Raw genomic sequence first — 17,439 nt, forward strand, 5'->3', positions numbered from 1 at the left:
CGCGCTTACAGGCGTTCGAAGCCACGGGTCAGCTCCCAGTCCGTTACCGCCGCGTCGAATGCGCTCAGCTCGACCCTTGCCTGGTTGGCGTAGTGGGCCACCACCTCGTCGCCGAACGCCTCGCGGGCCACCTCGGACTCCTCCCACAGACTCAGGGCGTCGCGCAACGTGGTGGGGACGCGCTCGGCGTCCGGGTCGTCGTACGCGTTGCCGGTGCACTCCGCGCCCAACTCCAACTCCCGCTCGATGCCGTGCAGCGCGCCCGCGACCAGCCCGGCGATCGCCAGGTACGGGTTGACGTCGGCTCCGGGGACCCGGTTCTCCACCCGCATGCCCTGCCCGTGCCCGACCACCCGCAGCGCGCAGGTGCGGTTGTCCACGCCCCAGCGCAGCGCCGTCGGAGCGAACGAGCCCGGCTGGTAGCGCTTGTAGGAGTTGATGTTCGGGGCGAAGAGCAGGCTGAACTCCCGCATGGTGGCGAGCAGCCCGGCGAGCACCCGCTGGCCGGTCGGCGACAGGTGCGCCGGCCCGTCGCCGAGCATCGCCGACGAGCCCGACGCGTCGCGCAGCGAGAAGTGGATGTGGCAGGAGTTGCCCTCCCGCTCGTTCGGCTTGGCCATGAAGGTGATCGACATGCCCTCCTGGGCGGCGATCTCCTTCGCGCCGTTCTTGTAGATCACGTGGTGGTCGGCGCAGGCCACCGCCTCGTCGTACCGGAAGGCGATCTCGTGCTGGCCGAGGTTGCACTCGCCCTTGGCGCTCTCCGGCGTGAGCCCGGCGCCGGCCATCTCGGTGCGGATCCGGCGCAGCAGCGGCTCCACCCGGGCGGTACCGAGCAGGGAGTAGTCCACGTTGTACTGGTTCGCCGGCGTGAGGTCGCGGTAGCCGCGCTGCCAGGCGTCCTCGTACGAGTCGCGGAACAGGACGAACTCCAGCTCGGTGCCGGCGTACGCGGTCAGCCCGTGCTCGGCCAGCCGGTCGAGCTGCCGGCGCAGGATCTGCCGGGGTGAGGCGACCACGTCACCGGAGCCGTCCAGCCAGGCGAGGTCGGCCAGCAGCATCGCCGAGCCCGGTTGCCACGGCACCCGGCGCAGCGTGGCGAAGTCCGGCACCATGGCGAAGTCGCCGTAGCCGCGCTCCCAGCTCGACATCGCGTACCCGTCGACGGTGTTCATGTCGACGTCCACCGCCAGCAGGTAGTTGCAGCCCTCGCTGCCGCCCTCGACCACCTGGTCGAGGAAGAAGGGCGCGTGGAACCGCTTGCCCTGCAACCGGCCCTGCATGTCGACGAGGGCCAGCACCACCGTGTCGATCTCACCGTCGTCGACGGCGACCCGCAGTTGTTCCAGCGTGAGCGGCGCATTCCTCATGAGCGGGCCTCCATCACCAAGGTCTACTGGCAAACCGGATCACCGTCAATGCCCCCGGCGGTGGAGGCGGCAAACCCGGCGGGACGGCCGCGAGGACCATCCCGCCGGGCGCGGATCAGGCCGGGCCGTCGGCGGGCGCCGGGTCGGCCACCGACGCACGTTCCTCGACGGTACGGACCGGTCCGGTGAACCACCTGCGGGCGGACGCGTACCACCACACGGCGACGACCAGTAGCACCCCGCCGACGGCGAGCGGCGCGTAGTTCACGGCCGACCAGGTGAACTCGTCGTTGCCGGGCACCCCGGCGGGCACGATCGGCAGCACGAAGTAGACCGCGATGACGGCGATCTCGATGACCGCGATCCAGCCGAGCAGTTTGTACTTGCGGCCCAGCGTCCACGGCCCCGGGCTGAACCGGTCACCGAGACGCAGCCGCAGGGCGATCGGGATGAGGAAGGACAGGTAGAGCCCGAGCACCGCCACCGAGACCACCGCGTAGAAGGCGACGGGGATGCCGGCGGAGCTCTCGTAGAGCGCTGGCAGGGTGAGCACCAGTCCGGCGATCGTGGCGCCGATGATCGCGTTCACCGGCGTGCCGTTGCGGTCGACCTTCGACCAGAGCCGCCAGCCCGGCACGGCCCGGTCGCGGCTGAACGCGTACGCCATCCGGCTCATCGACGTCACGCAGCTCATGCCGCAGAAGAACTGCCCGATGGTGGAGATGATGATGACGACCTTGAAGAAGACCGGCGTCAGCGCCGACTCGAAGATGGCACCGGAGAAGCCGCCGGCGGCGTTGACCGCCTCGACGTCGGTGGCCGCGAACAGGAACGCCAGCAGCAGGACCCACCCACCGACGGCCGAGTAGAAGATCGACTGCCAGAGCCCACGGGCGGCGGCCTGCGAGGCCCCCCGGGTCTCCTCGGAGACGTGCGCGCAGGCGTCGAAGCCGGTGATCGTGTACTGGGTCAGCAGGAAACCCAGCGGCAGCACGTAGAACCAGAACGTCAACCCGCCGGTGTCCCCGTCGCCGAACCCGGAGTTGTTGAACCGCTCGGTGAACACGAACTGGAAGCTCTGGTGGTTGTCCGGGACGAACACCAGGATGGCCACCACGACGGCCGCGCCGGCCACGTGCCACCAGACCGAGACGTTCTGGAGTACGTCGATGATCCGGTGCCCGTAGATGTTGATGAGGCCGTGCAGCGCCAGGATGATCACGAAGAGCACGAACGCCTGCCGCAGCGTCCCCGCCCAGCCGTCGAAGAGCGCCGACAGGGTGAGGTTGAGGAATGTCGCGCAGCCGTAGTCGACCGAGGCGGTGACCGCGACCAGGCCGATGAGGTTCAACCAGCCGGTGAACCAGCCGTGCACCGGGCGACCCATGGTCGCCGCCCACCAGTAGATGCCGCCCGCCGTCGGGTACGCCGACACCAGCTCGGCCATGCAGAAGCCGATGATCAGGATGAACAGTGAGATCAGCGGCCAGCCCCAGGAGATGGCGACCGGACCGCCGTTGTTCCACGCCTGGCCGAACGTGGTGAAGCAGCCGGCCAGGATCGAGATGATCGAGAAGGAGATGGCGAAGTTGGAGAAGCCGCTCCACTTGCGGCGCAGCTCCTGCTTGTAGCCGAGTTCGGCGAGTCGCCGAGCGTCGTCGTCCATCGGTTGCTCTGCGGTCGGAACGGGCGTCGTGGCCACTGCGCACCTCCCTGAGGTGGTTCCGTCAACGAGTGCGCAAAGTGTCGTCCCGATGATCAGGGGCGGTCAATACGTCGCCGGTGCTTAAGTCCACGGCCCACGGCGCAATGAGTGTGATGCCTGTGAGTCATCTAGATGACTCACAGGCATCACGCTTTCCATGGTGGGTCCGCCCCGACGCCTCCGCGGCGCCGCCCACCCCGCGCGACATCCCGTGGAGCCGTGCACGCCACCACCGACGACGTCCCGCTAATCCCGTTGCCACCACACGTCGTGCGACAGCATGCTGTTACCCGTGGCCAGGCCCGATCGCGACGGGCTCCGCCGGGCGCTCGGCAACGCCCGGCAGACGGTGGCGCGGGGCGCCGCCTCTCTCTCGCGTACGGCCTCCCGCCGTATCCGACGAAGGTGCCCCGCGCCGCCGTCGCGTTTCGGGCCGAACGGTTCGTTCGGCACCGTCCCGAACAGCGTTCACCGTTGCCCCGGTTGATCCGTCGTCCCTCTACGTCGATACCACGAACGGTTCCGCGGCGGCGTACCTGGACGTCTACAACGCCTGGGAGTTGTCGGTCTGCGACGACGCGAAGGACGGCTACCGGGCGCGGGCGGAGATGAGGAACCTCACGACGGGCCGGGTCATCGCCACGGCCGAGGACGCCAACGGCTCCTTCAACGCCTGTGACGACGGCAACCACGCCTACCCCACCCCCAAGCTGAGCGACACCGTCCGGGTGACCGTGTGGGTGCAGGACGGCACGACGGGCAGCCGTCGGTACACCGCCTCGCAGGACTACTGAACGGACCTGCGACCACGACGGGGTGCCCGGCCTGCTGGCCGGGCACCCCTGTCAGGGCAGCCCTTGCTGTCCGGCGGGCAGATCGACCACCACGCCCGATCGGGCCACGGCGACCGGGCCCTCGTACGCCTGCTGCGCCGCGGTGACCGCCGCGTCGGGGTCCGTGCCGGGCCACAGGTGCGTCAGCAGGACCGCTCTGGTCCGTGCCGCGCTGGCGTAGCGACCCACCTCGGCAGCGCTCGACAGGAATCCGACGTGCCGGTCCGGGATCTCGTCGACATACGTCGCGTCGGCGATCAGCAGGTCGGCGTCGCGGGCCACGTCGACAAGCGCCGGGCCCGGGCCGGTGTCCCCGGTGTACGCCAGCACCGTCCCCCCGGCGGAGATGCGGGCCCCCGCGCTCGGCACCCAGTGCGGCAACGACCAGGTCCGTAGGGAGAACGGACCGACGTCGAAGTCGTCGCCGGGGGTGAACCCGTGCAGGTGGTACGCCGTGTCGACGAGACCGGGCTCGTCGATCGCGAGCAGCGGGTCGAGGCTGCCGATGGGCGCGTACACCGGCAGGGCCGGGGCGGGTCGGTCGGCCAGCGCCCTGACGCGCAGCAGTGGCTGGAGGTCGGCGCAGTGATCGGGGTGGCCGTGGCTGACGTACACCGCGTCGACCGCCGAGGCGGGCAGGCGGGTCAGCAGCGGTTGCAGGGTCGCGTAGCCAGGGTCGATCAGGAGCCGGAAGCCCCGGTGCTCGACCAGGTAGCCGGCACAGCCCTGGTCGGCGGAGGGCCAGGCGCCACGACCACCGAGCACCACGATGCGCACGGGACCGACCCTAGCCAGAGCGGTGGCACCGTACCGCCCCGAAGCCGTCCGACCGGGGGCGGGCGGATCACGTCAGCAGGAGACCGCCGACCCAGAGTGCGCCGATGGTCAGGCCGGCCAGGAACTCCACCAGCATGGACAGACCGGCGGCCTTGAGGGCCTGCACGGTGGACGGCCAGGCGAGCTTGTTGCTGCCCAGCCGCAGCCGCTCTGCCGCCCAGACCCCCGCGACGAAGCCCAGCAGCAGACCGACCACGGGGATCACGAAGAATCCCACCAGCCCGAGCACGCCCCCGGCCAGCAGGGACGACGTCGGCACACCGGTGCGCTTGAGGTTTCGCCCGGGCCAGAGGTATTTGACGACGATGCCGCCGACCGCGACGAGCGTGGCGGCCGCGAACACCGCCCAGCCACCGGGACCGGCGCCACCGAAGATCGCCCAGACCAGTACGCCACCCCAGCACAGCGGCAGCGCCGGCAGGCCGGGCACCACCACACCGGCCAGTCCGGCCAGGATGGCCAGCGCGGCCACCACCGTCACCACCGTCTGCGAGTCGTCCACGCTCACGCCGTCGCCTTCCGTCGGCACCACCCGGACCGGAGCGGTCCGCCGGTCACGCGTCGGCCGGCCGTCACCGGCCAGGACGCGCGCCTCACGTCGTACCCTGCCGGAGGCGAGTCGTGATGTCCTGCGCCGGAGCTGGCGCACCGAAGTACCGCCCCTGCCCGGTGTCGCAGCGCAGCGCCCGTAGTCGCTCCGCCTGCACCCCGGTCTCCACCGCCTCGGCCGTCACCCACAACTCCAACGCGTGCGCCAACCTGACCAACGCGTCGACGATCCGCTCGTCGCGGTGGTCCGCCGCCTCGTCGGTCCCGTCGGCGCGGATGCCCTCGACGAACGGGCCGGCCAACTTCAGACAGTGGATGGGCAGCCGGCGCAGGTAGGCGAGGTTGGAGTAGCCGGTGCCGAAGTCGTCGACCGCCAGCCGGATGCCCAGCGCCGCGAGCCGATGCAGGCTGCGTAGCGGCTCGCCCGCGCTGCCCATCACGGCGCTCTCGGTCAGTTCCAGTTGCAGCAGCTCGGCCGGCAGGCCGCTGGTGGCCAGCGCGTCGGCCACCGTCGCGACGATCGCCGGGTCGTCGGCCTGCCGGGCGGCAAGGTTGACGCTGACCACCAGCCGGGCCTCGGGGAACTCCCGCCACCAGCGTTCGGCGTCACGGCAGGACTGCCGCAGCACCCACTCGCCCAGCCGGACGATCAGACCGGTCTCCTCGGCGAGACCGATGAAGCGGTCCGGTCCGATGAGGCCCAACTCCGGGTGTTCCCAGCGGACGAGCGCCTCCACGGCGAGCATCGTGCCCTCCAACAGCGACACGATCGGCTGGTAGTGCAGCACGAACTCACCCCGGTCGAGCGCGGCCGGCAGCCCGGCGACCAGCGCCGACCGGGCGAGGTCTCGGGCGCTGCGCTCCGGGTCGTACACCGCCCACCGCCCCCGGCCCGCCGCCTTGGCCCAGTAGAGCGTCGTGTCGGCGGCCTTCATCAGATCCGAGGCGGTGGTCTCCGCGGCCGGGCAGTCCACGATCCCGACGCTGGCGGAGACCGCCAACTGCTGGTCGCCGACGTGCACCGGCGCGGCGACGGCGGCCAACGCGGCCTCCGCCACGACCACCGCGTCCTCGACGTCGCCACCGCCGTCGACCAGGATGACGAACTCGTCGCCGCCCATCCTGGCGACCAGGTGGCCGCGGTCGGCCACGCACTCGGCGAGGCGCTTGCCGATCGTCACCAACAGCCGGTCGCCGAGGTCGTGGCCGAGGCCGTCGTTGATCGCCTTGAAGCCGTCCAGGTCGAGGAAGCACACCCCGACCCGCTGGCCCGGCCCGGCGGAGTCCAGGACCCGGCCCAACGTCTCGAAGAACAACGTCCGGTTGGGTAGCCCGGTCAACGGATCGTGCAGCGCCTGGAAGCGCAGCCGCTGCTGGAGTTCGTACCGCTCGGTGATGTCCTCGACCATGGCGACGGTGAACCGGGGCCGGCCGTCGTCGTACCGGATCAGGGACACGGCCAGATCCGTCCAGACGACGCTGCCGTCCTTACGGTGGTAGCGCTTCTGGACCCGGGCCGAGTCCTGCTTGCCCTCGATCAGCTCCTGGTACAGCTCCCACATGCCGGCGGCGTCGTCGGCGTGGAACAGCGCCGCCACGTTCATCTGGCACAGCTCTTCGGCCGAGTAACCGAGCATGTCGGCGAACGCCGTGTTGACGTCGATGATCCGACCGTCCACCCCGGCGATGCCGATACCGATCGCGGCACCGGTGAAGACCGCCCGGAACCGCGCCTCGCTGTCGCGCAGCGCCTGCTCGACCTCGTCCCGCGCCTGCCAGGCCGAACGGGCGATGCGCTCCTGCTGGGCGAAGATGCGGTCGCGCAGCGCGCGGGCGAACCCGGCCGCCAGCCCGCCCTGCACCGCCGCGATCCGCTCGCCCAGATCGGCCGGTCGGCCGTCGACCGCCAGCACCCGGGCGGGGAAGTCGTCACCGAGGGCGCGCAACGACCACTCCAACGCCCGGGGCTCGGTCAGGTGCGCCTCCACCAGGGCCCGCCCGATCTCCTCGGCCGGGCGGGCGCTGAACGGCTCCGCTCGTACGACCTCCGCCAGCCGGACGGTGTGCAGCAGCAACAGCCGCTCGGTCTCGGCCGCGCTGAGCGGCACGAAACCGATGCGACGTACGGCACGGGCCCAGTCAGCGGCGTACGCCTCGACACCGGTCCGGCCGACGTCGACCCCGGTGGGGTCCGGCACGGCGGCCACCGGATCAGCCGGCGTGCTGGTCGTACCGGGCGACGCCCCCGAAGGCGCCGAACCGCTCGGGGTGCTCGTCCACGTCGTCGGGCGAGTCGGGCCGCCACAGTGGCATGTGCACCACGCCTGGTTCGAGGACCGTCCAGTCGCCGAAGAAGCCGGTGACCTGCGCGCGGGAGCGCAGTGTGATCTCGGTGTCGGTACGGGAGGAGAGGCGCTGGGCGTCCAGCATCTCCTGCGGCTGGTCCTCGAAGGTCGAGTGCGAGACCACCAGGAAGCTGCCCGGCGCGGCGGCGGCCCGCAGGGTCGCCAGGATCTCGTCGGGGCGGTCGGCGTCCGGAACGAAGTGCACCACCCCGGCCAGCAGGATGCCCATGGGCCGACTGAAGTCGATCAGCCCGAGCCGCCGCGTCTCGGTGAGGATCCGCTCCGGCTCGCGCAGGTCGGCGTGGATCACCCCGGTCAGGTCGTTGCCGGCGAGCAGTTCGCGGCTGTGCGCGACGGCCACCGGGTCGATGTCGACGTAGACCACGCGTGCCTTCGGGTTCGCCGCCTGGGCCACCTCGTGCACGTTGCCCACGGTCGGGATGCCGGAGCCGATGTCGAGGAACTGGTCGATACCGGCGTCGAGCAGCACCCGGACGGCCCGACGCAGGAAGTCCCGGCCGGAGCGCATGGTGGCGGCGAGGTTCGGGGTCATGCTGGCGATCTGCTCGGCCAACTGCCGGTCGATCTCGAAGTTGTGCGCCCCGCCCAGGAAGTAGTCGTACACCCGGGCCGCGCTCGGCCTGGTCAGATCAATCTCGGTCGGCAGTGCGTCCGGCATCGGTGTGCTCCCCAGTTCGCGGCGCGGGGCGGCACCGGCGTCGGCGGGCGCGCGCGGCCGCCGGCCGACCCGCGGGTCGTGTGGTGTGGACCACTCTAGGCCGCCGACCACGGCGTACGGGAGATCCCTTCACGTAACTTTCCGCCCTCAGGCGGCCGATTCCAGCAGCAGCGAGATGCCCTGACCCACACCGATGCACATCGTGGCGAGGGCACGGCGGCCACCGCGCCGGCGTAGCTCCAGGGCAGCGGTCAATGCCATGCGCGCGCCGCTGGCACCCAGCGGATGCCCGAGCGCGATCGCGCCTCCGTTGGGGTTGACGTGCTCGGCGTCGACGGGCAGCCCCAACTCGCGCAGCACCGCCACGGACTGCGCGGCGAACGCCTCGTTCAGCTCGACGACGTCCACCGAACCCAGGTCGACGCCGGCCCGGTCGAGCAGCTTGCGGGTGGCCGGCACCGGGCCGATCCCCATGATCCGCGGCGGTACGCCGGCCGTCGCCGCGCCGCCGACGCGGGCCAGCGGGGTGAGACCGTACCGCTGCACCGCCGCCTCGCTGGCCACCAGGAGCGCGACCGCGCCGTCGTTGACGCCCGAGGAGTTGCCGGCGGTCACCGTGCCGCCGTCGCGGAACGGGGTGGGCAGCGCGGCCAGCTTCTCCAGGGACGTCTCGCGGGGGTGCTCGTCGACCTCGACCAGCCGGGTCTCCCGCCGGCCGGCCGGCACGGAAACCGGCACGATCTCCTCGGCGAACCGGCCGCCGGCCTGCGCCTTGGCCGCGCGCTGCTGCGAGCGGTACGCGAAGGCGTCCTGCTCGGCCCGGTCGACGCCGTACTCGGCGGCCACGTTCTCCGCCGTGTCGGGCATCGAGTCGACCCCCCAGCCGTCGCGCATGAGCGGGTTGACCAGCCGCCAGCCCAGGGTGGTGTCGTACATCTCGGCCGCGCGGGAGTACGCCGAGGTCGCCTTCGGCACGACGAAGGGCGCCCGGCTCATGCTCTCCACCCCGCCGGCGATCACCAGATCCGCGTCCCCGGCCACGATGGACCGGGCGGCGGTGGCGAGGGCGTCCAGGCCCGAGCCGCAGAGCCGGTTGACAGTACTGCCCGGCACCTCCTCCGGCAGGCCGGCGAGCAGCGCCGCCATCCGGGCCACGTTGCGGTTGTCCTCGCCGGCCTGGTTGGCGCAGCCGAGGACGACGTCGTCGACGCGGGCCCAGTCCACCGACGGATGCCGGGCGACCAGCTCGCGGATGACGTGGGCGGCCAGGTCGTCGGGGCGGACGCCGGCCAGCGCGCCCGCGTACCGGCCGATCGGGGTACGGACACCGGCCACCAGGTATGCCACGGTCATCGCGAGTCCTTCAGGGGTGCAGACGGCGGGGGTGGGGCACACCCACCGGATCGCGGGGGCTGCCGGCAGCCAGGATATCCGCGTCGGCAGCGGATAGGTTGACGGCATGGCCCGGGCCCAGTTCAGCGCAGAGACCAGCCGTGGCGGCGAGTTCGTCCGTCAGCCCAACCGGTTCACCGGTCGGGTCACCGCCGACTCGACCGCACCTCCCGGTGGCGGTCCGGACGAGCAGGACCGCTGGCCGTTGGAGGCCGGCCGCTACCGGCTCATCTGGTGCCGCGCGTGCCCCTGGGCGCACCGGGCGAGGATCGTACGTGGCCTGCTCGGGCTGGACGACGCGATCTCGCTGGGCACCGTCGACCCGATCCGGGACGAACGCGGCTGGGCGTTCGCCCTCGACCCGGACGGCTTCGACCCGGTCCTCGGCGTCCGTTTCCTCTCCGAGGCGTACCTGGCCACCGACGCGGACTACACCGGCCGGGTGACCGTGCCGGCGCTCGTCGACACCCTGACCGGCCGGGTGGTGACCAACGACTATCCGCAGCTCACCCTCGACTTCTCCACCGAGTGGCGGCCGCTGCACGCGCCCGGCGCACCCGACCTGTACCCGGTCGCGCTGCGCCCCGACATGGACGCGCTGATGGCCGAGATCCACCACGACGTCAACAACGGCGTCTACCGGTGCGGGTTCGCCACCTCGCAGGAGGCGTACGACGAGGCGTTCCGGGCGTTGTTCGCCCGGCTCGACGCGCTGTCCGAGCGGCTGGCCGGGCAGCGCTACCTGATGGGCGACGCGATCACCGAGGCCGACGTGCGGCTGTTCACCACGCTGATCCGCTTCGACGCGGCGTACCACGGGCACTTCAAGTGCAACCGCGACAAGCTGACCGAGATGCCGGTGCTCTGGGCGTACGCCCGGGACCTGTTCCAGACCCCGGGCTTCGGCGAGACGGTGGACTTCGACCACATCAAGCGGCACTACTACGGCACCCACCGGGAGATCAACCCGACAGGCATCGTGCCACTGGGGCCCGACGAGTCCGGTTGGACGACGCCGCACGGGCGTGGCTGACCGGGGTCGGGGCGGCACCGCGACAACGCCCACCGCCCGCGGGGACGTCGCCCGCCGGGTCGCCGCGTCCGCCGCAGCCGGGAGCGCGGCAGCCGGGGCTGCCGCGGTGACGGTCGCGGTGGTCGCCGGTCCCGGTCCGGGCTTCACCGGGTACGTGAGCGAGGCGGGCATCGCCGGCAGCGCGCACGCCGTGACGTACCGGATCGGGGTTCTCGCGCTGGCCGGCGCGTTGCTGTTGATCGCCGCGGCGCTGCCGCCAGGGGTTCGGGTGGCGGCGGCGCTGCTCGCCGCCGGTGCCGTGCTCACGGCGGTGTCGGGGGCGGTGACCTGCTCCGCCGGCTGCCCGCTGCCGCCGTTCGAGCGGACCACGGTGGCCGACCTGGTGCACGGTGGCGCAAGCATCGCGGCGACGGCGGCGGTGGTCCTCGCCATGGTCGCGTTGGCGGTGTCCGGGCCGGCCGGACCGGTGGTACGCCGGCTGGCGGCCGGTGCGGCGGCGCTCGCCCTGCCGCTGTGCGCCACGATCGGACTGGCCATGCTCGTGGTCGGCCGGGGTTCCCTGGTCGGCGTGGTGGAGCGGGTGGTCCTCGGGCTCGCGGTGCTCTGGGGCGTGGCGACCGGCACGGCTCTGGCCCTGACGTGCCGCAGGCAAAGCCTGTAAGGAGCGTTACGCGCATCGCCGCTTGCAGATGGGGCTGATCGGCGTACCGTTGGCCGACGATGACCAATGTCTGGGGCCTCACCGTCCGCCTGTATGTCGATCTCCGACTGCAGGCCAGCGGCGTCTGTCCGGCGTAGCCGCCCTCCACACGCCTACCCCGCCCAGATAACGGACAACCGGACATCCCATGCCCTTCGGCCTGCGCAAAATCCCCTTCTCCGTGCGGATCATCCTGCTCGGCCTCGTGCTTTTCAGCGCCATCGTGGTCAGCGCGGTCAGCCTGCGCGGCGTGACCCGATCCTGGACATGATGCGCACGGTGGCCGCCGACACGCGACCGGAGCTGAACCCCGTACCCGCCTGACCCGTTCACCACGGCGACGGACCCCTCGTCAGCGGGGTCCGTCGCCGTACCGAGAGGATGACGTCATGAGTTCCCTGTTCACGCCACTGGCCCTGCGTGGGGTCACCCTGCCCAACCGCATCGCCATGGCGCCCATGTGCCAGTACTCCGCCGGCCCGGACGGCCTGCCCACCGACTGGCACCTCGTGCACCTCGGCACCCGCGCGGTCGGCGGGGCCGGGCTGGTGCTGACCGAGGCGACCGCCGTACTCGCCGAGGGTCGGATCTCCCCGCAGGACACCGGGCTGTGGTCCGGCGCACACGTCGATGCCTGGCGGCCGGTGACCGCGTTCGTCGCCGCGCACGGCGCGGTGCCGGCCGTCCAGCTCGCACACGCCGGCTTCAAGGCCTCCACCTACCGGCCGTGGGACGCGGGCAACGGCGGGGTGCCGGACGCCGAGGGCGGCTGGACGCCCGTCGCCCCGAGCGCCGAGCCGTTCAGCCCCACCTACCGGACGCCGACCGCGCTCGACGCGGCGGGCATCGCCGGCGTGGTCGACGCGTTCGCCGCCGCCGCCGAGCGCGCTCTCGCCGCCGGTTTCGCCGCCGTGGAGGTGCACGCCGCGCACGGGTACCTGCTCAACGAGTTCCTGTCGCCGCTGACCAACCACCGCACCGACGCCTACGGCGGTGACCGGGCCGGTCGGATGCGCCTCACGCTGGAGGTCGCCCGCGCGGTACGCGCCGTGGTCGGCGAGAGCGTGCCGGTGCTCACCCGGATCTCCGCCACCGACTGGGTCGAGGGCGGCTGGACCATCGAGGACAGCGTGGTGCTCGCCGGTGAGCTGGCCGCCGTCGGCGTCGACCTGGTCGACACCTCCACCGGTGGCGTCAGCACCGAGCAGCGCATCCCGGCGCTCGGCCCCGGCTACCAGGTGCCGCTTGCCGCCCAGATCCGCCGCGAGGCCGGCGTACCCACCGGCGCGGTCGGCCTGATCGTCGAGCCGGAGCACGCCGAGCAGATCATCGCCAGTGGCGAGGCCGATCTGGTGCTGCTCGGCCGGGAACTGCTGCGCGACCCGTACTGGCCGCGCCGCGCCGCCGGAAAGCTCGGCGTCGCGTACAACGGCCCCGCCCAGTACGCCCGCGCCTGATCGGGAACCCTTCGCGGGCGGCTGCCGTCACCGGCAGCCGCCCGACCCGGCTCTCAGCCGGCGAGGTGCGACCACTCGCCCTCCAACTCCCGCCAGGTGCCCTGCGCCGCCACCGAGCCGGCCCGCAGGACCACCACGTGGTCGGCGCGGACCAGCGCGGCGCGCTTCGCGGTGGACCCCACCACGGTCACGCCGTGCGCCCGCAGCGCCTGCCACAGCGCCAGCTCCGTCGTGACGTCGAGCGCCGACGACACATCGTCCGCGACCAACAGTTCGGTACGCGGGGCCAGCGCCCGGGCCAGGGCCAGCCGCTGAAGCTGCCCGCCGGACAGCCGGGTGCCCTTGTGCCCGATGAGCAGACCCAGTCCCCCACCGGCGGCGGCCAGATCGTGGTCGAGCTGTGCCGTACTGACCGCGCCCGCCGCGTCCACCTGATGGCCGAGCGCGATGTTGTCGGCCACCGTCCCGGAGAGCACCCGGGGCAGCTGACCGACGTAACCGACCTGGTTGGGGCGAAGGAACAGCTCGGGCTCGGTGACCGGGTCACCGTTCCACGACAGCTCGCCGGTGTGGTGGACGATGCCGGCCAGGGCCCGCAGCAGCGAGGACTTGCCCGACCCGACCGGCCCGACGACCAGCACCAACTGCCCGCGCTGGACCGTCAGGTCCACGTCGCGCACGGCGACCGTGCCGTCGGAGTGCACCACCGAGAAGCCGCGCAGCTCCAACCTGCGCAGCGGGCGGCGGGGCGGCGACGCCGGTGCCGGAGCCGTCCCGCCGGCCAGATCCACCGCCGGCACGCCCGCCGAGTACGCCCCCACGCCGGTCATCGCCACCGTCCGCTTGGTCCACACCCGCGCCGACGGCAGCTGGGAGATCAACGACGCGGTGGTCCAGGCGAACCACCGGGCCGCGCCCAGCGTGGAGACGGCCACCAGCACCGCGCCGGCCGACAGGTCACCGCCCAGGTAGAGCGCCCACGCGCCGATCGGTAGCAGCCCGCTGGCCACCGACGGCGTCGAGCGGGACCACACCTGCACCGCGATCTCCCGCCGCTGCCGGTCGCTGCGCAGCACGTCGAGGTCGGCCAGGTGCCGCAGCACCGCCGATGTCGCGCCGGCGAGCTTGACCGTCCGCGCCGCGGAGAGCGCGGAGACGAGCGCGGTGGCGAAGGCTGCGCGCGCCGCCACTGTCGCCCGCGCGGCGCGCTCCAACTTCGGGCCGAACAACGTCGCGGCCAGGCCGGAGACGACCATCGTGCCGAAGAAGAACAGCCCGGGTACGACGCTGCCGGTGACCGCCGTCATGGCGACCACCAGCACCACCGCCACGGACTGGTCCAGCACGTTGTCGGCGAGCTGTACCACCCGCTCGGTGTCGCCACCCTGCGCCACCACCTCCGCCGGGGTGTGCGAGCTGACCCGGCGAGGGCCGGTCTGGCCGTGCACCAACCGCAGGCCGATCCGCAGCATCTGCCGCACCCACCAGTGCGGGAACCACACGTGGGTGTAGAACGGCAGCGGCAGGGTGACCAGCAGTCCGGCCACGATGCCCAGCGCCGGCAGGTACGGGCTGCCGGTCCCGTCGACCAGGTCGGCCCACAGCCACGGCAGCAGCGGTCCGTCCAGCCCGAGCAGGCTGAGCCCGAGGAACAGCACGATTGCGGCCGCTCCGTAGCGGGGGTCGTTGGTGCAGAGCCGGATGATCTCCCGGAACGTGCGCGCCCGCGGCGTCGGTGGCAACGGCGGCGGCTCGGTACGCGCCCCCGGCACCCGCTCGCCCGCCACCTCCGCTCCGACCGGACCAGCACCACCGGCGGCATACGCGCCGGTCGTGTTCCTGCTGGTCAGGAGGTCGGTGCCGGTCGTGTCCCGCCCGGCGTGCACGGTGTCCGGGCCGGTCAGCAGCTCCGCGCCGGCCGTGTTCGGGCCGGTCAGGAGGTCGGTGCCGCCGCCGGGGTGGAACGCCGTCGGTCCGCCCGCGTACACGGCGGCGTGACTGGTCGCCAGCAGCTCGGCGAACCGCGTCGACGACTCCAACGGACCGGCCTCGACCACCGCGCCGTCGGCGAGCACCACCACCTCGTCGCAACGGCGCACCGAGGAGAGCCGGTGCGCGATGACGATGCCGATGCGGTCGCGCAGCAGCCGTTCGGTGGCCCGCTGCACGCGTGCCTCGGTCACCGGGTCCAACCGGGCGGTGGCCTCGTCGAGGATCACGACGTGCGGGTCACGGACCAGGATCCGGGCGAACGCCACCAGTTGCTCCTGGCCGGCGGAGAGCACGTGCCCACCCTCCCCGAGTCGGGTCGCCAACCCGTCGGGCAGCTCCGCGATCCAGCTGGCCAGGCCCAGTTCGTCGAGCGCCCGGGCGGCGGCGTCGAGCAGTTCCGGGTCGTAGAGGGCGACGTTCTCGGCGAGCGTTCCGGCCAGGATCTCGGTGCGTTGCGGCACCAGCGCCACCCATCGTCGCAGCTCTTCGACGTCGAGGTCGCACAGGTCCGTGCCGCCGAGGAAGACGGTGCCCGGCGGCACGTCCACCGCCCGGGTGAGCACCTTCGCCAACGTCGACTTACCCGACCCGGTACGCCCGATCAGGGCGTACGAGCGGCCCCGCGCGAAGGTGAGGCTGAGCCCGCGCAGGGCAGGACCCCGCCCGCTCTCCGGGCCGGTGACCTCGTACCCGAAGGTCAGGTCCCGGATGCGCAGGTCACCCTCGACCGGGGCGGCCCCGCCGACCGGCTCCTGCCGGGCCTTCTGGAGCAACTGCACGCGAGCCCACGCACCGAGGGCTTCCTGTAGCTCGGGCACCATCCGGCTGACATGTTCCGCGGTGGCCCCGAAGGCCAGGGCGAGCAGCCAGATGGCGGTGAGCCGGGCGGCGTCGACCCGGCCGGTGGCCAGGGCCCAGGCTCCGCCGAGCACGACCGCGCCGACGCCCACCCGGATCGTCGCGGTGGCGACCGTGGCCACCTTGGCGGAGAGCACCCAGACCCGGTGGCCGCGGGACAGCACGGTGGCGGCCCGTCGGGCGTACAGCCGCAGTACGTACGGCTGGGCCAGGCTGGTTCGTACGTCGTCCTGGCCGTGCACCGCCTCCTCCATCACGGCTGCCAGGTCCGACCAGGCCTCCTCCTCGGCCATCCGGGCCGGGCCGATCCGTGCCGTGGGCCGGCGCAGACCCACCGCGAGCACCACCGTCAGCAGCAGCATCGCGGTTCCGGCCGGCCACCACACGACGAGCGCGACGACCATCGACAGCAGTCCCACGCAGAGCCCCTGGGCGAGGCGCGAGCCCTGGTTCCGTACCGCCGACGCCACCTGGTAGACATCACCGTCGATGCGGTCCAGCAGCTCACCCACCGGGGTGGTCTCGAGGCTCGGCAGATCCTGCCCGAGCGCGACGCGGCAGAGCCGTCGACGGACGTCGGCGGACCAGTCGGCGGTCAGCCCCGCCATCAGCAGGCTCACCACCAGGTCGGTGAGCACCACGGCGGCCAACGCGGCGGCGAGGATCGTGAAGGACGTGGCCGACCGGTGTACGAGCACCGCGCCGGCGAGCGCGGACGCGCCCGCCTGACCGGCCGCACCGAGCACGATCAGGACGCCCACGAGCGTGAGGCGACGTGGCGAGGTGGCCCACAGATCACGGAGCAGGCGCATCGGAGTTCCTCCGGACGTGGGTGGCGGAACACCCAGCGTGCCGGCAGCGCCCCTGTCCTCTCAACCGATTTACCCGCCTCTGAGCAGGACATCCGCGACGCCCGGCGCGCCCGACAACGGGGACGCGAGACCCGCGCGGGCACGGCTCGACATGATCGACACGAGATCACCGATCCGGGGGCATCAACCCGCCCCGGATACCCCGACTTCGGCGATCTCGTGTGGATCACCACCCGGGCACCCGCCCGAGCATCCCCAGCGGCCCCACATCGACACCATGCCCAATCGGCCCCACCCCGGGCCAGGATGATCGACACGAGATCACCGATATCGCGGTGTCATCCGGCCCCGGATACCCCGACTTCGGCGATGTCGCGTCGATCACCGCCCGGGTGCTTTGCTACCGGCCACGCCAACTTCGCCCGCTGGGCGGTATGTCCCTTCACGGAGTCTTTGCGGGGGTGACCGGACGCACGGCTGGGCCGGAATCGTGGCGGGCCGCAGGTCGTTGCATAGCCTGACAAGCGCAGGACCAAGGCTGAGCCACCCGCCCGTCAGACCGGTGGAGAAATGACCGGCCGCCCAGGTCGCGCCGCAACACCGGGCCACCCCGCCTGCGGGAATGGCCCCGGCCACCGGGTCGTTACACACGGACCCGGCGCGGCAAGCCCCGCTTCACCGCGGATCGTCAGCCCCCGGGAATGGCCCCGGCCGGCAGGTCGTTATGCACGGTCCCGGCGCCACGAGCCCTCCGCTCGCAGGCCGCCGACCCCGGACTTCTTAAGCGCCCGGACGAGGTGCTGACCCCCACGTCACCCGATCCCCCCGAGCAGGTGTGTGGGTGTTTCCTACCCCCGAAGGAGCTACCCCCATGAAC

At 72.4% G+C, this 17,439-nt stretch carries 13 protein-coding genes; 5 read left to right on the forward strand and 8 right to left on the reverse strand.

Annotation, left to right across the window (positions count from 1 at the left end):
• Positions 1–5: 5 nt before the first annotated feature.
• Together ABZV06_RS20430 and ABZV06_RS20435 are read right to left on the reverse strand one after the other, a co-directional pair.
• Positions 6–1,370 (reverse strand): glutamine synthetase family protein, encoded by a 1,365-nt coding sequence (locus tag ABZV06_RS20430; RefSeq protein WP_355623346.1) that lies wholly within the window; start codon positions 1,368–1,370, stop codon positions 6–8.
• 115 nt (positions 1,371–1,485) lie between these two features.
• Positions 1,486–3,036, reverse strand: coding sequence for an amino acid permease (locus tag ABZV06_RS20435; protein ID WP_355245837.1), 1,551 nt, complete (start codon positions 3,034–3,036; stop codon positions 1,486–1,488).
• A gap of 599 nt (positions 3,037–3,635) precedes the next feature.
• Here ABZV06_RS20435 and ABZV06_RS20440 point away from each other — a divergent pair.
• Positions 3,636–3,869: a hypothetical protein gene (locus tag ABZV06_RS20440; RefSeq protein WP_355245834.1), complete on the forward strand. Its 234-nt coding sequence runs from the start codon at positions 3,636–3,638 to the stop codon at positions 3,867–3,869.
• Between the two features lie 51 nt (positions 3,870–3,920).
• On the opposite strand, the gene ABZV06_RS20445 is transcribed toward ABZV06_RS20440, so the two are convergent.
• The 5 genes from ABZV06_RS20445 to pcaF all read right to left on the reverse strand — a co-directional run bounded on the left by ABZV06_RS20445 (position 3,921) and on the right by pcaF (position 9,671).
• Positions 3,921–4,685, reverse strand: a complete 765-nt coding sequence (locus ABZV06_RS20445; protein ID WP_355623349.1) for an MBL fold metallo-hydrolase — start codon at positions 4,683–4,685, stop codon at positions 3,921–3,923.
• Positions 4,686–4,752: 67 nt separating this feature from the next.
• Complete coding sequence (locus ABZV06_RS20450) at positions 4,753–5,253, reverse strand: DUF456 domain-containing protein (RefSeq protein WP_355245829.1); 501 nt, start codon at positions 5,251–5,253, stop codon at positions 4,753–4,755.
• A gap of 85 nt (positions 5,254–5,338) precedes the next feature.
• Complete coding sequence (locus ABZV06_RS20455; protein ID WP_355245826.1) at positions 5,339–7,501, reverse strand: EAL domain-containing protein; 2,163 nt, start codon at positions 7,499–7,501, stop codon at positions 5,339–5,341.
• A 4-nt stretch (positions 7,502–7,505) separates the two neighbouring features.
• Positions 7,506–8,318, reverse strand: coding sequence for an SAM-dependent methyltransferase (locus tag ABZV06_RS20460; protein ID WP_355245823.1), 813 nt, complete (start codon positions 8,316–8,318; stop codon positions 7,506–7,508).
• Between the two features lie 147 nt (positions 8,319–8,465).
• A complete protein-coding gene (gene pcaF / locus ABZV06_RS20465) occupies positions 8,466–9,671 on the reverse strand; it encodes a 3-oxoadipyl-CoA thiolase (RefSeq protein ID WP_355623351.1) in 1,206 nt (401 codons plus the stop codon).
• Between the two features lie 106 nt (positions 9,672–9,777).
• Between pcaF and ABZV06_RS20470 the strand changes: the two genes are divergently transcribed.
• The 4 genes from ABZV06_RS20470 to ABZV06_RS20485 all read left to right on the forward strand — a co-directional run bounded on the left by ABZV06_RS20470 (position 9,778) and on the right by ABZV06_RS20485 (position 12,900).
• Positions 9,778–10,743 (forward strand): glutathione S-transferase C-terminal domain-containing protein, encoded by a 966-nt coding sequence (locus tag ABZV06_RS20470; protein WP_355623354.1) that lies wholly within the window; start codon positions 9,778–9,780, stop codon positions 10,741–10,743.
• Positions 10,736–11,404, forward strand: coding sequence for a DUF998 domain-containing protein (locus ABZV06_RS20475; protein ID WP_355245814.1), 669 nt, complete (start codon positions 10,736–10,738; stop codon positions 11,402–11,404). The genes ABZV06_RS20470 and ABZV06_RS20475 overlap by 8 nt, the downstream gene beginning before the upstream one ends.
• A gap of 187 nt (positions 11,405–11,591) precedes the next feature.
• Complete coding sequence (locus ABZV06_RS20480) at positions 11,592–11,714, forward strand: hypothetical protein (RefSeq protein ID WP_355623357.1); 123 nt, start codon at positions 11,592–11,594, stop codon at positions 11,712–11,714.
• Between the two features lie 118 nt (positions 11,715–11,832).
• A complete protein-coding gene (locus ABZV06_RS20485) occupies positions 11,833–12,900 on the forward strand; it encodes an NADH:flavin oxidoreductase/NADH oxidase (protein ID WP_355245811.1) in 1,068 nt (355 codons plus the stop codon).
• A 53-nt stretch (positions 12,901–12,953) separates the two neighbouring features.
• Here the strand turns inward: ABZV06_RS20485 and ABZV06_RS20490 are convergent, their stop codons facing one another.
• On the reverse strand, positions 12,954–16,562 hold the full coding sequence (locus tag ABZV06_RS20490) for an ABC transporter ATP-binding protein/permease (RefSeq protein ID WP_355623360.1): 3,609 nt from the start codon (positions 16,560–16,562) through the stop codon (positions 12,954–12,956).
• Positions 16,563–17,439: the final 877 nt, after the last annotated feature.

Source organism: Micromonospora sp. NPDC005172 (assembly GCF_040608555.1).
Lineage (GTDB): Bacteria > Actinomycetota > Actinomycetes > Mycobacteriales > Micromonosporaceae > Micromonospora.

Excerpts from the sequence above, each read along its gene's own strand:
- ABZV06_RS20485 (WP_355245811.1), top strand. The coding sequence starts at position 11,833 with ATGAGTTCCCTGTTCACGCCACTGGCCCTGCGTGGGGTCACCCTGCCC.
- ABZV06_RS20430 (WP_355623346.1), bottom strand. The coding sequence starts at position 1,370 with ATGAGGAATGCGCCGCTCACGCTGGAACAACTGCGGGTCGCCGTCGAC.
- ABZV06_RS20480 (WP_355623357.1), top strand. The coding sequence starts at position 11,592 with ATGCCCTTCGGCCTGCGCAAAATCCCCTTCTCCGTGCGGATCATCCTG.
- ABZV06_RS20460 (WP_355245823.1), bottom strand. The coding sequence starts at position 8,318 with ATGCCGGACGCACTGCCGACCGAGATTGATCTGACCAGGCCGAGCGCG.
- pcaF (WP_355623351.1), bottom strand. The coding sequence starts at position 9,671 with ATGACCGTGGCATACCTGGTGGCCGGTGTCCGTACCCCGATCGGCCGG.
- ABZV06_RS20470 (WP_355623354.1), top strand. The coding sequence starts at position 9,778 with ATGGCCCGGGCCCAGTTCAGCGCAGAGACCAGCCGTGGCGGCGAGTTC.
- ABZV06_RS20435 (WP_355245837.1), bottom strand. The coding sequence starts at position 3,036 with ATGGACGACGACGCTCGGCGACTCGCCGAACTCGGCTACAAGCAGGAG.
- ABZV06_RS20490 (WP_355623360.1), bottom strand. The coding sequence starts at position 16,562 with ATGCGCCTGCTCCGTGATCTGTGGGCCACCTCGCCACGTCGCCTCACG.